Origin of the sequence: Pseudomonas sp. MUP55, from assembly GCF_034043515.1 — a bacterium.
Lineage (GTDB): Bacteria > Pseudomonadota > Gammaproteobacteria > Pseudomonadales > Pseudomonadaceae > Aquipseudomonas.
This window is the reverse complement of record NZ_CP138214.1, coordinates 299889-313262: the sequence shown is the minus strand read 5'-3', so window position 1 is coordinate 313262 and position 13374 is coordinate 299889. Positions and strand designations below refer to the sequence as shown.

The 13374-nt window shown below is 62.6% G+C and carries 11 protein-coding genes and 1 pseudogene; 4 read left to right on the top strand and 8 right to left on the bottom strand.

Annotation, left to right across the window (positions count from 1 at the left end):
- Nucleotides 1–54: 54 nt before the first annotated feature.
- The 6 genes from SC318_RS01275 to SC318_RS01250 all read right to left on the bottom strand — a co-directional run bounded on the left by SC318_RS01275 (nucleotide 55) and on the right by SC318_RS01250 (nucleotide 4899).
- The gene (locus tag SC318_RS01275; protein ID WP_306491153.1) at nucleotides 55–981 is read right to left on the bottom strand and encodes a sigma 54-interacting transcriptional regulator; all 927 of its coding nucleotides are present in this window, start codon (nucleotides 979–981) and stop codon (nucleotides 55–57) included.
- A gap of 47 nt (nucleotides 982–1028) precedes the next feature.
- Nucleotides 1029–1610 carry an alpha/beta hydrolase gene (locus SC318_RS01270; RefSeq protein ID WP_320429327.1) on the bottom strand — a complete coding sequence of 194 codons (582 nt, stop codon included), beginning with the start codon at nucleotides 1608–1610 and terminating at the stop codon, nucleotides 1029–1031.
- Between the two features lie 238 nt (nucleotides 1611–1848).
- The gene (locus SC318_RS01265) at nucleotides 1849–2250 is read right to left on the bottom strand and encodes an ExbD/TolR family protein (RefSeq protein ID WP_010565408.1); all 402 of its coding nucleotides are present in this window, start codon (nucleotides 2248–2250) and stop codon (nucleotides 1849–1851) included.
- 1 nt (nucleotide 2251) lies between these two features.
- Entirely contained in the window at nucleotides 2252–2974 is a 723-nt protein-coding gene (locus tag SC318_RS01260; RefSeq protein ID WP_124388903.1) for a MotA/TolQ/ExbB proton channel family protein, read from the bottom strand.
- Between the two features lie 25 nt (nucleotides 2975–2999).
- Nucleotides 3000–3806 (bottom strand): energy transducer TonB, encoded by an 807-nt coding sequence (locus tag SC318_RS01255; protein ID WP_320429326.1) that lies wholly within the window; start codon nucleotides 3804–3806, stop codon nucleotides 3000–3002.
- A 241-nt stretch (nucleotides 3807–4047) separates the two neighbouring features.
- Nucleotides 4048–4899, bottom strand: a complete 852-nt coding sequence (locus tag SC318_RS01250; protein ID WP_320431175.1) for a LysR family transcriptional regulator — start codon at nucleotides 4897–4899, stop codon at nucleotides 4048–4050.
- Between the two features lie 108 nt (nucleotides 4900–5007).
- Here SC318_RS01250 and SC318_RS01245 point away from each other — a divergent pair, with 108 nt between their 5' ends.
- Nucleotides 5008–6207: a CynX/NimT family MFS transporter gene (locus SC318_RS01245; RefSeq protein WP_320429325.1), complete on the top strand. Its 1200-nt coding sequence runs from the start codon at nucleotides 5008–5010 to the stop codon at nucleotides 6205–6207.
- On the opposite strand, the pseudogene SC318_RS01240 reads toward SC318_RS01245, so the two are convergent.
- Nucleotides 6178–8516 (bottom strand): annotated as a pseudogene (locus tag SC318_RS01240) (TonB-dependent receptor). The gene SC318_RS01245 and the pseudogene SC318_RS01240 sit on opposite strands and share 30 nt — an antisense overlap.
- Nucleotides 8517–8671: 155 nt before the next feature.
- Here SC318_RS01240 and SC318_RS01235 point away from each other — a divergent pair.
- From SC318_RS01235 to SC318_RS01225, 3 genes are all read left to right on the top strand, one after another.
- On the top strand, nucleotides 8672–9616 hold the full coding sequence (locus SC318_RS01235; RefSeq protein ID WP_320429324.1) for a LysR family transcriptional regulator: 945 nt from the start codon (nucleotides 8672–8674) through the stop codon (nucleotides 9614–9616).
- 136 nt (nucleotides 9617–9752) lie between these two features.
- Nucleotides 9753–10214 (top strand): HIT family protein, encoded by a 462-nt coding sequence (locus SC318_RS01230; RefSeq protein WP_320429323.1) that lies wholly within the window; start codon nucleotides 9753–9755, stop codon nucleotides 10212–10214.
- Nucleotides 10215–10588: 374 nt separating this feature from the next.
- Nucleotides 10589–12196 (top strand): alkaline phosphatase family protein, encoded by a 1608-nt coding sequence (locus tag SC318_RS01225; protein ID WP_320429322.1) that lies wholly within the window; start codon nucleotides 10589–10591, stop codon nucleotides 12194–12196.
- 123 nt (nucleotides 12197–12319) lie between these two features.
- Here the strand turns inward: SC318_RS01225 and SC318_RS01220 are convergent, their stop codons facing one another.
- On the bottom strand, nucleotides 12320–13225 hold the full coding sequence (locus SC318_RS01220) for a TauD/TfdA dioxygenase family protein (protein WP_320429321.1): 906 nt from the start codon (nucleotides 13223–13225) through the stop codon (nucleotides 12320–12322).
- Nucleotides 13226–13374 lie beyond the last annotated feature (149 nt).

The following is a 13374-nucleotide window of genomic DNA, read 5'->3' as shown; positions in this document are numbered from 1 at the left end:
GCGGCGTGGAGTGGACAATACCTAGATTTTTTATTCCCGAACAATATCTTTTATTCACGTTGATATTCCATTTTGCTCATACAGGAATTTACGCAGCGTCTCCTGCTCGGCGGGACTGGCGCTCGCGAAAATCCGCCGCACCTGCTCCAACGGCGAGCCGGCAACCGGCAGGTTCAGGTGCTCGGGCAGAATTTCATCGCCGCTGCTCACCAGCAACGCAAAGTGAATGACGTTTTCCAGCTCGCGGGTATTGCCCGGCCAGCTATGGTGCTCCAGCACCCGCTGCGCCGCGTCACTGATCAGCGGCACCGGCAGGTCCAGGCGCTGGCTGTAGATGCCGAGGAAGTATTCGGCCAGGGACAGGATGTCGCCAACCCGTTCGCGCAATGCCGGCAGGTCCAGTTGGCCTTCGCTCAAATAATGAAACAGGCGCTCGTGAAACTTGCCCGCCGCCACGGCCTGGGCCAGGTCGATGCTGGTGGCCGCCACCAGGCGCACGTCAACCGGGCTTGGCTGCTGGGCGCCGACGCGGGTGACTTCGTGATTTTCCAGGGCAGCGAGCAGTTTGACCTGGATCGGCAACGGCAGATCGCCGATTTCGTCCAGGTACAGGGTGCCGCCATTGGCCGAGCCAAACCACCCGGCCCGGCTGCTCGCCGCACCGCTGTGGCTGCCGGCGGCATAGCCGAACAATTCCGCATCGGCGTAGGTCGGGCTGATCGCGCCGCAGTTGACTGACACAAACAGGCCCGTGCGATCACTGCCACGGTGGATATGCCGCGCCAGCAGCTCCTTGCCGCTGCCCGTCTCGCCACGAATCAACACGGGCAATGCACGCGGTGCGAGGTTTTCCAGGTCTTCACGCAGCTTGCGCGAACGCGGGTCGACAAACACCAACGCCTTGGCGCGAATGCTCAGCGGGCTTTTTTCGGCATCGGGAAAGGTCAGCAACGGCTGGCCGTAGGTTTCATGCAGACTCATGGCAGGCTCCCGCCCCCATCCGCTCAGGGACGGGGCGTTGAAATGTTTTATGCAGTGCGCCGAGCGTGATGCTCGAGGCGATTTTGCAGGCGATAGAGGTAGGCGAAACCCTGCTCCCAGCGCTGGTGGCCGGACTTCACGTTGATATGCCCGGCCCCGGACAGAATCCCGGCTTCGGCGCCCCACAGGCGCGCCAGCTCCAATGCACGCGGCGCGCTGACGGCGCTGTCGTTGTCGGAACTGACCACCTGGCTGGGAAACGGCAACAGGTCGCCGGGAATCGGCGCGAAGTTGCGCAGGGCCGGCGCGCAGGCCGGGCGTTCGACGTCCGCCGGGGCCACCAGCAAGGCACCGCGCACCTGACGCAGGAAATGCACCGGTGCGGTGGCCGCCCAGTGCGCCACGGTGATGCAACCCAGGCTATGGGCGATCAGGATCACGGGGGTGCCGTCGGCGGCGATGGCCTCGGCCAGTGCGGCCACCCAGTCTTCGCGGCGCGGGGTGAGCCAGTCATCCTGCTCCACGCGCGCGCTGTTGGGCAGGCTGTTCTGCCAGTGACTTTGCCAATGATTTTCTGGCGATCCTTGCCAGCCCGGCACGATCAGGTAACGAATCGACTCGCTGTGCATGGGTGTGCCCTCCTGCAGCGTTTAACGTTGCTGACCAGTATAGGGACGAGGGTTATATTCGTTAAGGAATAAGAAGCTATTTATTAATAACTGAAAAGCAGCTTCAAGGGTTTAGCGGCAAGCGGCAAGTTTGGAGCAAAAAAAGGCCGCACCCTGCCAAGGAGACGGCCTGAAAAAATAGCTGTAAGCGGGACGAGCTTTTACTTGCCGCTTGCAGCTTGAAGCTCACAACCACGCGCTAGCGCGCCGTAATCACCGACAGCTTGGTAATCCCCGCACGCTCGATAGACGCCATGGCTCGCGCCACTTCGCCGTAGTTCACGCCATCGTCCGCCTGCAGTTGCACCCGCACATCGGGGTCCTTGGCCTTGGCCGCCTGCAGGTTGAATTCCAGCAGGTCCGGCTGGATTTCGTCCTTGTTGATAAACAGCTTGCCGGCACCGTCGATGCTTACCACCAACGGGTCTTTCTGCTCGACCGGGGCGACGGCCTCGGTCTTGGGCAAGTTGATGGGAATGGCGTTGGTGAGCAGCGGCGCGGTGACGATAAACACCACCAGCAGCACCAGCATCACGTCCACCAGCGGTGTGACGTTGATCTCGCTCAGCACCTCATCACTGTCTTGGGTAGAGAAGGCCATCTCAGGACGCCTCCTTCACTTTTTGCGGGCTGCCAGCGCCGGCCTTGTTCAGCGCCGGGTGCAGCAGCACACGGAAGGCGTTCTTTTGCGCCAGGCTGTAGAAGTCATGGGCAAAGTCGTCGAGGTCGGCAGCCGTCAGCTTCAGACGGCGCAGGAAATAGTTGTAGACCAGCACCGCCGGCACCGCGACGGCGATCCCGACACCCGTCGCAACCAGTGCCGCGCCGATGGGCCCGGCCACGGTTTCAAGGCTCGCCGAGCCGGCGGCGCTGATGCCCTTGAGCGCTTCCATGATGCCCCACACGGTGCCGAACAGGCCGATAAACGGCGAGGTGCTGCCGATACTGGCGACGACCGCCAGCCCGGTTTCCAGCGAGCGGCGCTCACGCACGATCTGCTGACGCAGGGCACGCTCGAGGCGGTCCTGGTGATTGATGGCCTGGCTCAGGTCAGCCGCGTGCTGGGTGTCGCCGACCTGGATCGCGGCATAGCCGGCGTGGGCCACTCGGGCGGCTGCGCCTGGCTGGGTTTCGGCCAGTTCGGCGGCGGCGTCCAGGCTTGAGGCAGCCCAGAACTGTTTATGAAACCTGCGATCCTGGGCCTTGAGCCGCCCGAACTGCACGCCCTTCAACAACGCCAAGCCCCAGGTGGCGACCGAAAAGGCCACCAGCAGCCAGATCACCGCGCTTTCGATGGATTCAAGTGGAGATGCCAAAGCCATGATGTTTTCCCTCTGTGCCGCTGAATAATTAATGAATCTTGAAATCGATCGGTACGCTGACCCAGCCGTCCTGCGCCACTTCACCCTGCTTGGCCGGTACGAAGCTCCAACGCTTCACCGCGGCCAGTGCGGCGTCGTCGAGCTGCTGGCGACCGCTGCTTTTCTGGATCTGAATCTCACCCGGCTTGCCGCTGGCCAGTACGTGCACCCGCAACAACACCGTGCCTTCCCAACCGCGACGCTGAGCCAGTGACGGGTATTCCGGCGCCGGGTTCTTCAGGTACGCGGCGTTGGCCGAAGCGGGCGTTACCGGGGCCGGCGCCGGAGGTGCAACCGGTGCCGGGGCAGCAGGCACAGGCGGCGCGGGCGGCTGTTCAATCGCCTTGGGTACCGGCTTGGGCTCAGGTTTGGGCACAGGCTTGGGTTTGGGCTTGGGAATTGGTTTTGGTGGTGCCGGCTTGGCGGCCAGTTCGTCCACCACCGGTGGTGGCGGCTCGACTACCGGAGGTGGCGGCGGCACCGGTGGTGGTGGCTCGACCACGGGCGGCGCCGGCCGGGAAAATTCGATGGTCATCGGCGGAATTTCCGGTGGCACCACTGGCAGCACCGGTGTGGGCTTCTGGCTCACCCAGTAGATCACCGCACCGTGCAAGGCCAACACCAGCAAGCCCAACAGCACGCCCTCGCGCCGGCTGGAAAAGCGCTTGGGGGTCTGCTGCAGGCGCAATTGCCCCAACGGCGCCCGATGTGGCCGGCCAAGGTCGACCAACTCACCGCTCGGTGCCAGGCGCCCCTGCGCCTCGGGTGCACGAGCAGCGGTCTGGACATTGCCCATTGATTCACTCCCTACGGTGTTCAAATCCAAAAAACCGACAAGCCTGCGTGGCAGGTCATCGAGGACTGAATCATCGGGGCTAGACGCTTATCTCTTAAAGTAATCTTTAAAGTTATGGATATACCAAAACCGAATAAACGAAATGACCTGGATCGTCAACGCCACGTGTTCCGTGGCTTGGCGCGAAGTGCCTGATTTCGCATGCTTTTGCGGCATGCAAAATATTCATCAAAGGCATGGCTCAGGGCGGATTCGCACCGCACAAGGCAAGCAGTTCGCCAAACAGGGTCTGCCCAGCGGCGCCCAAGCCATTGCGACCGTACAACGCCAGGCGCACGCCCTGCACCGTCGGCAAACCACTGTCGGCGCCCAGGATGCGATGCCCCGGTTGCACCACGCGTTCGGGCAACAGGCTGACGCCCAACCCCGCCGCGACCGCCGAGCACACGCTGGCCAGGCTGGCGCTGGAATAGCCGATACGCCAGCGCCAACCGCCCAGCTCCAGGTGATGCAGCATGTCATTGCGGTACAGCCCGCCCACCGGAAAAGCCACCAACGGCAGCGGGTCGCGTCCCAGCACTGGCGTGCTCAGGCTGTCGACCCAGCACAACGGCTCCGGCCACGAGGCCACGCAGTCGTCGCTGTCGCCCATCTGCTTGACCAGCAGCACATCGAACTCACCGCCGCGGTACTGGCGCTGCAGTTCGGGACCGAGCCCGCTGGCGACTTCCAGGCGTACCCGCGGGTACCTCGCCACGAACGCCGAGAGCAACGGCATCAGGCGCTCGGCGGCAAAATCTTCCGGCACACCGAGGCGCAACACGCCGTCGCTCTGCTGGTTGATCAACACGTCGGCGGCTTCCTCATGCAACGCGAGGATCCGGCGCGCATACGCCAACAGGCGCTCGCCTTCGACCGTCGCCACCACACGGCGCTGGTCGCGGTCCAACAGCCGGCACGCCACGGCTTCTTCCAGGCGGCGGATCTGCTGGCTGACGGTGGATTGGGTCAGGTGCAGGCGTTCGGCGGCGCGGGTGAAATTGCCGCAGTCCACCACGGCGACAAAACTGCGCAACAACAGCGGATCGAACAAGGTCATGAGCATTCCGTTTGCCACTGACTGGCATGGTTATATTTAATTTCAGAATACCTCGCTAGCTGACCATACTCACCGCTCATTTGCGTAGTCGGAAAACCCTGTATGACGCTCAACACCCCATTCACCGGACGACTGGCCGGCTGGGGCCTGCTGGTGGTGCTCGGCCTCAACCTGCGGCCGATCCTCAGTTCCATCAGCCCGCTGCTTGGCGAGATTCGCCAGGCCACCGGCCTGAGTTTTCAGAGCAGCGCCCTGCTCACCAGCCTGCCGGTGGTGTGCATGGGCCTGGTAGCGCTGGTGGGCGTGCGTGTGGAAGCGCGGCTGGGCGAACGGCGCGGGATTGCCCTGGGCCTGATGATGATTCTGCTGGCGTGCCTGGCGCGCTGGCTGCTGGGCCAGGCGTCGGCGCTGCTGGTGACCGCGTTGCTCGGCGGCGCGGGCGTGGCGCTGATCCAGGCGCTGGTGCCGGCGATGATCAAGCGCGAATTTCATCACCGCGTACCGGTGGCGATGGGCGTGTATTCGGCCTCGCTGATGGCCGGCGGCGGGCTGGCGGCGCTGCTCAGCCCAGTGGTGGCGACGCATTTCCAGCAATGGCAGGCGGGGTTGGGGGTGTGGCTGTTGCCGGCGCTGGGCGCCTTGTTGCTGTGGGTATGGTTGCCGCTGGGGGCCGCCCGCAACATGCAGGTCGCCCCCGCCTTTAAAGGCCTGCGCAATCGCCGCGCCTGGTTGCTGGCGCTGTATTTCGGCTTGGTCAATTGCGGCTACATGAGCATGGTGGCGTGGCTGCCTGCCTACTATCAGCAACTGGGTTGGGGCGTGCTGCCCAGCGGCTCGCTGCTGGCGTTCATGACTATCTTCCAGGTGCTCGCCGCGCTGCTGATGCCGGTGCTGGCGCAACGCGGGATCGACCGGCGCCCGCTGCTGGGCATCAGCCTGTTGGCGCAGACCATCGGCTACCTCGGCCTGATCATCGCGCCACAGGAATTCCCTCATGTGTGGGTGGCCTTGTGCGGCTTCGGCCTGGGCGCGTGCTTCGCCCTGAGCCTGCTGCTGACCCTGGACCATCACCGCGACCCACGCCAGGCCGGCCAACTGGCCGCCTTCGTACAAGGCGTGGGCTTTTTGATCAACGCGGTTTCGCCCTGGCTGACCGGCTGGCTGCGCGAACTCACCGGCAACTTCGTCAGCGCCTGGATCGTACTGACAGTGACCGTGGTGGCGATGCTGCTGGTGACGCGGGTGTTCAGCCCGGCCACCTACCGCACCGGGCTAGAAGTCGTAGCGCCCGGTCACGCCTAGGGTGCGCGGAGCGCCCAGCAGGCCTTCGTAACCGCCGTTGCCGCCGGTCCAGAGGGTGGTGTAGTAGGTCTTGTCGAAGGCGTTTTTCAGCCACAACGACACGTCCCACTGGCCCTGCTCGTAGTTGCCGCGCAGGCCGGTGGAAAGGTTGACCAACGCATAGGCGGGGATCTGCCCGAAGTCGGAATCTTCCACGGTACCCACCGCCTTGGAGCGGAAGGCATAACTGGCGGTGACGTAGGGTTCAAAGCCGTTATCCAGGTTCCACTTGTACTCGCCGTTGGCGTTGGCGATCCATTTCGACGCGCCCACCACCTGATGCCCGGTGAGGTCACAGGTGCCGGTGCATCCGGGCGCAGGCTGACTTCCGGCGGGCATGGCGCGTCCTTGTACGACAGGTAGCTCACATCGTTGAACGAGCCGTTGAGGTTCAGCGTCAGGCCCTTGATCGGCACCAGCGTACTTTCCACTTCCACACCGCGTGAGCGCACGGAGCCGGCGTTGGTCAGGTACTGCACGCGGTTGTCCTGGTCGTAGGCGTTGGTCTGGTAGCCGTTGACCTGGGTCCAGAACAGGTTGGCATTGAGCTGCAGGCGTCGGTCCCACAGCGTGCTCTTGAAACCCAGCTCGGCGTTGTTGGCGCGCTCGGTGCCGATCAACAGCGAGTCGGCCCCCGCCGTCGGTGCCGAGCCCACCGCCAGGTTGACGCCGCCGGACTTCTCGCCGTGGGACAGCGTCGCGTAGCCCAGCAGGTTGTCGTTGAAGTGATAACTGAGGTTGAGCAGCCCCGACGGTGTCGCGCTGTACTGCGTCAGATCCCCCGAGTCATACGCGCCGGTACGCCCGCGCCGCGCCGTGGCAGCAGCGCCAGTGACCGCAGCGCCACCCAGCGGCGCATTGCGGGTCACCCAGGCACTTTTTTCTTCATAGGTGCCGCGCAGGCCGGCGGTGAAATCCAGCCGCTCAGTCAGGTGCCAGGTGCCTTGGGCGAACAACGCAAAACTGTCGGTGCGGATATGCCCGTTGCCCACGCTGCTGACATTGTTCAACGCGCCGGTCGGCGTGCCGTTCCAGATGTCCGCCTTGGGGCCGTAATAGGCGAAGGACTTGTTATCCAGGTCGGAGCCGAAATAGTAAGCGCCGAGCACGTAGTCGAAGAACCCACCCTGGGGTGAGGCCAGGCGGAATTCCTGGGACCACTGTTTATCTTCCACCGAGACCCCGGCGTTATACGAGGCCGGCACGTTAAGCCCGTCATCGTTGCGCGGGGTGAAGTTCCACCAGCGGTATGAGCTGACCGACGTCAGGGTGAAGTCGCTGGGCAAGGTCCAGTTGGCCTCCAGCGACGTTCCGCCCTGGAACACCGTGACGTGTTGATCGTTGTCCAGATTGACCTTGCGGTGGGTGCCGTCGACCAGCGTCGCGCCCGCGGCATTGGCCCTGGACTGGTAGAGGTTGGTGCCGTTGATGGTTGGCCCGGTGCTGTAGAGCACCCGCGTACCGGCGCTGGAATCCTCCTCGTTGTAGTCACCGATCCAGCGCAGGTTGAATGCCTCGTTGGGCTTGTACAGCAGTTGCCCGCGAAAGCCCTGGCGCGAACCGCCATTGAGGTCATGGCCGTCGTGCTCGTTCTTGATGTCGCCGTCATTGCGCGTGCGATAGGCCGAAAAGCGCCCGGCCAGTTCATCGGTCAGCGGCCCGGAAATCGTGCCCTTGGTCTGGAAATAACCGTCCTCGCCCAGCGAGGTTTCGATGCTGCGCTCCGGGGTGAAACTGGGCGCGCGGGTGCTGATATTGATCACCCCCGCCGTGGTGTTCTTGCCAAACAAGGTGCCCTGCGGGCCGCGCAGCACTTCAAGCTGTTCGATGTCCATGAGGTCGAACACCGCCATGCCGGGGCGGCCCAGGTAGACGTTGTCGATGTACAGCCCCACGCTGCCTTCCAGGCCATCGCTGGCCGGGTTGTTACCCAGGCCGCGAATCGACACGCTGGACTGGCGTGCATGCATATAGGCGACGTTGACGCTGGGCACCAGTTGCTGCAAATCCTGAATCCGGTACACCCGCTGGCTCTCCAGCGCCTGGCCGCCAACCACGCTCATGGGCGTCGGCACCGCCTGGGCGCTTTCAGTGCGCCGCCGTGCAGTCACCGTGACGGTTTCCAGCTGGCCACTGGCGCTTTCGCCCGCAGGTGTCGGCTCGGCCGCTTGGCTGGGCGTCCAACTGGCGCTGCCGGCGAGCAACATGGCCAGGGGCAGGCGCTTGAGCGTCCGGGGAGAGCAAGGTACAGCGGGCTTGAACAGACTCATGAGCGGCTCCGAAACCCCGAAATATCCAACCACCGATATTCCTTCAGGTTATTTATTTATGTTTTTACGAACATTTACTGCATAAGAGATAGCCTTTATAAGGAGTCGACCTAATGCATAGCCAATGCATTTCCCGGATATTTTTGATGTGAAAAATGCATATCGATCTGCGCCAACTTCGCCACTTCATCGCCCTCGCCGAACAACGCAGTTTTGTCGCGGCGGCGTTGACGGTGAACCTGTCGCAATCGGCCTTCAGCCGCAGCATCCAGGCCCTGGAACACAGCGCCGGGTGCCAGTTGGTGGACCGCGGCCGCAAAGACCTGGCGCCGACCAAACAGGGCCAGGTGCTGCTCGAACATGCGCGGCGCCTGGTCAGCGGGGCGCAGCAACTGGCGAACGAAATCAGCCAGTTCAACGGCCTTGAAGCCGGAGAGCTGCGCTTTGGCTGCGGCCCGGCGCCGGCGGGCGGTTTGATCCCCCGCGCCATCGGCAGTTTTATCGGGCGCTACCCCAAGGCCCGCGTACAGTTCCAGGTAGACGACTGGGAAAGCCTGAGCAAACGCCTGCTCAGCGAAGAGTTCGAATTCTTCGTCGCCGACACCCGCCACTTCGAAGCCAACCCCGACTATCACACCCATCGCCTGCGCCCACGCCGCTGGTACTTCTGCTGCCGCACCGGCCACCCCCTCGCCGCCCGCGACAGCGTCAGCGCCGCCGAACTGATGAGCTATCCGCTGGCCGTCACCATCCGCCCGCCGAACCTGCGCAAAGTCATCGTCGACCTCAGCGGCCGACCGGATTACCTGCCCAACGTCGAATGCGAAAACGGCTACGGCCTACTAGGAGTGGTACTGCGCTCGAACGCCATCGGCATCGTCAGCGCCAACAGCGACGTACTGCAAATGGCCCGGGGCGAATTGGTGTGCTTGAAGATCGACGGCCTGGACGAAAACCTGGAGGAGCGTTACACCCGCTACGGCATCGTCAGCCGAGCGGGGTATCGATTGTCGCCGCTGGCGGAGGCGATGATCGAGCAGATCAAGGAGGTGGATGAAAGCGACGAAGACGCCTGCGCTTTGGAGAATATTGCGGTTTGAATGGAGACAGTCAGGCTTGAATTCACACCGACCCGAAACGTTCATATCCATATCTTTAAATAAATTGGAACGCGATTGCGTACAGCTGCTCTCGGGTAGAGCACCCAATATTTGAAGACAACGAGGTGAATGCTTGATGGACTGTGTCTTTTGCAGCATTGCGCGCGGTACCGCTCCCTCCCATCTCCTGTGGGAAGACCAGACCCATATGGCCTTCCTCTCCATTTTTCCTAACACGCCAGGTTTTAGCGTCGTCATCCCCAAAACTCATTACGGCAGCTATGCGTTTGCCCAGTCCGATAGCGTGCTTTGCGACTTGGTGGTGGCGGCCAGGAAGACTGCGCAGCTCCTCGACAGCGCGCTGGCAGGTGTCGCTAGAACGGGGATGATTCTGGAGGGGTATGGCGTGGATCATTTGCACGCCAAGTTGTTTCCGATGCATGGCACAGGGGAAGACAGCGCATTCAAAAAAATCAGCTCAAGGCAGGACAAATATTTTGAGCGTTACGAAGGCTACCTTTCCTCCCATGACGCGGCCAGGGCCGATGATAAAGCGCTGGCTGAGCTGGCTGCTCACATCAGGACTTTCGCCCAATGAAACAGCTTGCACATATTTATAATAGCCAACCGTAACCGCATGCGAAATGCCAGTCAGTTAAGGCTTTTTTGTAGGAGCGAGCTTGCTCGCGAAGAACTCAGACTCCCCGCGTTTATTCAGAATGAACGCGTCGCCTGGGCGTTTTTCGCGAGCAAGCTCGCTCCTACAGTTGTCCACTTTCGCTTAACTGACTGGCATCAGGGCAAGCCCCCCCACATTTGAAATGCATTTCAAGTGTGGGAGGGGGCTTGCCCCCGATGGCGTCGGTATCAACACCCATGCATTCACTGCATGAAACCCAGACCCCAAATGCACTTGCCAGCGCCCATCCGAACGGCGAAAACCGTCACCTGTCCTCCGTTCGGTGAAGCCTCATGTCCAAATCCCAACCTGTGCGCAATGTGCTGTACATCATGTGCGATCAACTACGCCGCGATTACCTGTCGTGCTATGGCCATGCGCATCTGCACACCCCCAATATCGACCGCCTCGCCGCAGCCGGCGTGCGTTTCAGCCGTGCCTATACCCAGGGCACCATCTGCGGGCCGTCGCGGATGTCGGCGTACACCGGGCGTTATGTCAGCAGCCATCAGGTGGCGTGGAATGCCGTGCCGCTACCGCTGGAAGAACTGACCATCGGCGACTACCTGCGCCCCCACGGCATCCGCACCGCGCTGGTGGGCAAGACCCACGCCACGCCGAATCTGGACGCCCTGCAACGCTTGAACATCGACCCTGACAGCGCCCAGGCCGAGCCGCTGAATGAAGTGGGCTTCGACACCTACTTACGTCACGACGGCATCTACCCCGACAGCCCGCTGTTCGCGGATAAACGCGAGTCGGCGCCCTACACCCACTACCTGCGCGAGCAGGGCTACGGCGGCAGCAACCCGTGGCATGAATGGGCCAACGCCGCACAAGGTGAAAACGGTGAAGTGCTCAGCGGCTGGCACATGCGCAACGCCGGGTTGCCGGCGCGGGTAGCCGAGCAGCATTCGGAGACGGTCTACACCACCGACCGCGCCATCGACTTTATCCAGGAGCAGGCCGAGCAACCCTGGTGCCTGCACCTGTCCTACATCAAGCCGCACTGGCCCTACATCGCACCGGCGCCGTATCACGCGTTGTATGGCGCCGAGCATATCCAGGCGCCAATTCAACCGGGCCAGACCAGCGATCACCCGGTGTACCAGGCGTTTCGTCAGCACCAGGAGAGCCTGAATTTTTCTCGCGACGAGGTGCGGCTCACGGTGGTTCCCACCTACATGGGGCTGATCAAACAGATCGACGACCAGCTCGGGCGGCTGTTTGATTTCCTGCAAAGCAATGGGCGCTGGGATGACACGCTGATTGTGTTCACCAGCGACCACGGCGACTTCCTGGGCGATCACTTCCTCGGCGAGAAAGAGTTTCTGCTAGAGCCTGCGGTGGGGATCCCGTTGATCGTGCGTGACCCGCGCGTCAGTGCCGATATCAGCCGCGGCACGGTGGACGAGCGTCTGGTGGAGACCATCGACGCGCTGCCGACCTTCCTTGACGCCCTGGGCCTGCCCGCCGCCGATCACCGCCTGGAAGGCCGCTCGCTGATTCCGCTGCTGCAGGGTGAGCAGATACCTTGGCGTGACTATGCAATTGCCGAATACGACTACGCCTTTCAGGCCCCGGCCCGCGAGCGCCTGGGCCAGCCGATCGACCGTTGCCGCATGACCATGGTGCGCAGCGAGCGCTGGAAATACCTGGCGTATGACGGCTTCCGCCCGCAGCTGTTCGACCTGCAAAACGATCCGCAGGAACTGCACGACCTCGGTGCCGACCCGGCGTATGCCCAGGTGCGCGAGACCCACTTGGGTTATCTGTTCGACTGGCTGCGCGGGCTGAAGCGGCGCACGACCATCAGCCACACGGAGATTGAAGTGCGCGGGCAATGGTTTCGCTATGGGGAGCCGGAGGCGGAGAAGGTCGTGCAGATCGGTGTCTGGTAGAACGACACAGGTCTAAATGTGGGAGGGGGCTTGCCCCCGATTGCAGTGGGTCAGTCACAGGTGCAGTGGCTGACACTCCGCTATCGGGGGCAAGCCCCCTCCCACATTTGGATCTCTGTGAATTCAAAGGCCTTTGGTGGTCTGGCTGCGCTGCCCTTGTACGCCCACCGGCACATCGCCCTTGAGCGTCACCCGGCGCACGATACGTTCCTGGGTGCCGTAGTCGTCCACCGCGTAATGCTGGGTGGCGCGGTTGTCCCAGATCGCCACGTCGCCGCTGTTCCAGCGCCAGCGCACGGTGTTTTCCAAGCGGGTGACGTGGCTTTGCAGCAGGTTGAACAGTTGCGTCGAGTCGGCCTGAGAGTAGCCTTTGAGGCGTTTGACGAAATGCCCCAGCAGCAGGGTTTTCTCGCCGCTGACCGGATGCACGCGCACCACCGGATGCTCGGTTTCATACACCGTCGAGGTGAACACCTTGCGGTATTCCTCAAGTTTTTCCACCGCCACATCCGGCTTGCGTGCGGCGTAGTCGTATTCGTTGCTGTGGATGGCCCACAGGTTGTCCGCCAGGGCGCGCAGTTCGACGCTGAGGTCGTTGTAGGCCGTCGCCGTGTTGGCCCAGACCGTATCGCCACCGGAGGTCGGCGCCAGCACCGAACGCAGGATCGAAGCCTTGGGGTAGGCATCGACGAAGGTCACGTCGGTGTGCCACGAGTTGGCGCGCTGGCCGCGGGTGCCGTCCAGCTCCATCAGAAAGCGCGTGCCATCGCGCACCGGCACGGTCGGGTGCGCAATCGGCTCGCCAAGCAGGTGGGCGAAGGCTTCCTGGCTCTGGTCATCGAGGTGGGTCTGCTCGCGGAAGAAGATCACCTTGTACTGCACCAGCGCCTGCTGGATGGCGTCGACCGTGGCGGCATCGAGGTGACCGGACAGTTTGATGCCACGGATCTCGGCGCCAATGCGGCCGGCAACCGGATGAATTTCCAGTGCCTGGGCGATGGGTTGAACAGCTAATGCGGCGTTGCTCATTGTGATGACCCTCGTGTGCCTGCGGATGGTGCAACGTTCGCCGACAACGCTCTATTCATATGCATTTTGGATCTAGCAAATGAAGTAATGCTTCGTTGACGGAATAAGAGCTTGCATTTAAAACCTCAGCTGCGTCGCTCGCAAATGCC

Bases quoted from the DNA above. Each gene is read 5' to 3' on its own strand.
- SC318_RS01275 (WP_306491153.1), bottom strand. From the start codon at position 981: ATGAGTCTGCATGAAACCTACGGCCAGCCGTTGCTGACCTTTCCCGAT.
- SC318_RS01235 (WP_320429324.1), top strand. From the start codon at position 8,672: ATGCATATCGATCTGCGCCAACTTCGCCACTTCATCGCCCTCGCCGAA.
- SC318_RS01245 (WP_320429325.1), top strand. From the start codon at position 5,008: ATGACGCTCAACACCCCATTCACCGGACGACTGGCCGGCTGGGGCCTG.
- SC318_RS01255 (WP_320429326.1), bottom strand. From the start codon at position 3,806: ATGGGCAATGTCCAGACCGCTGCTCGTGCACCCGAGGCGCAGGGGCGC.
- SC318_RS01230 (WP_320429323.1), top strand. From the start codon at position 9,753: ATGGACTGTGTCTTTTGCAGCATTGCGCGCGGTACCGCTCCCTCCCAT.
- SC318_RS01270 (WP_320429327.1), bottom strand. From the start codon at position 1,610: ATGCACAGCGAGTCGATTCGTTACCTGATCGTGCCGGGCTGGCAAGGA.
- SC318_RS01225 (WP_320429322.1), top strand. From the start codon at position 10,589: ATGTCCAAATCCCAACCTGTGCGCAATGTGCTGTACATCATGTGCGAT.
- SC318_RS01220 (WP_320429321.1), bottom strand. From the start codon at position 13,225: ATGAGCAACGCCGCATTAGCTGTTCAACCCATCGCCCAGGCACTGGAA.
- SC318_RS01265 (WP_010565408.1), bottom strand. From the start codon at position 2,250: ATGGCCTTCTCTACCCAAGACAGTGATGAGGTGCTGAGCGAGATCAAC.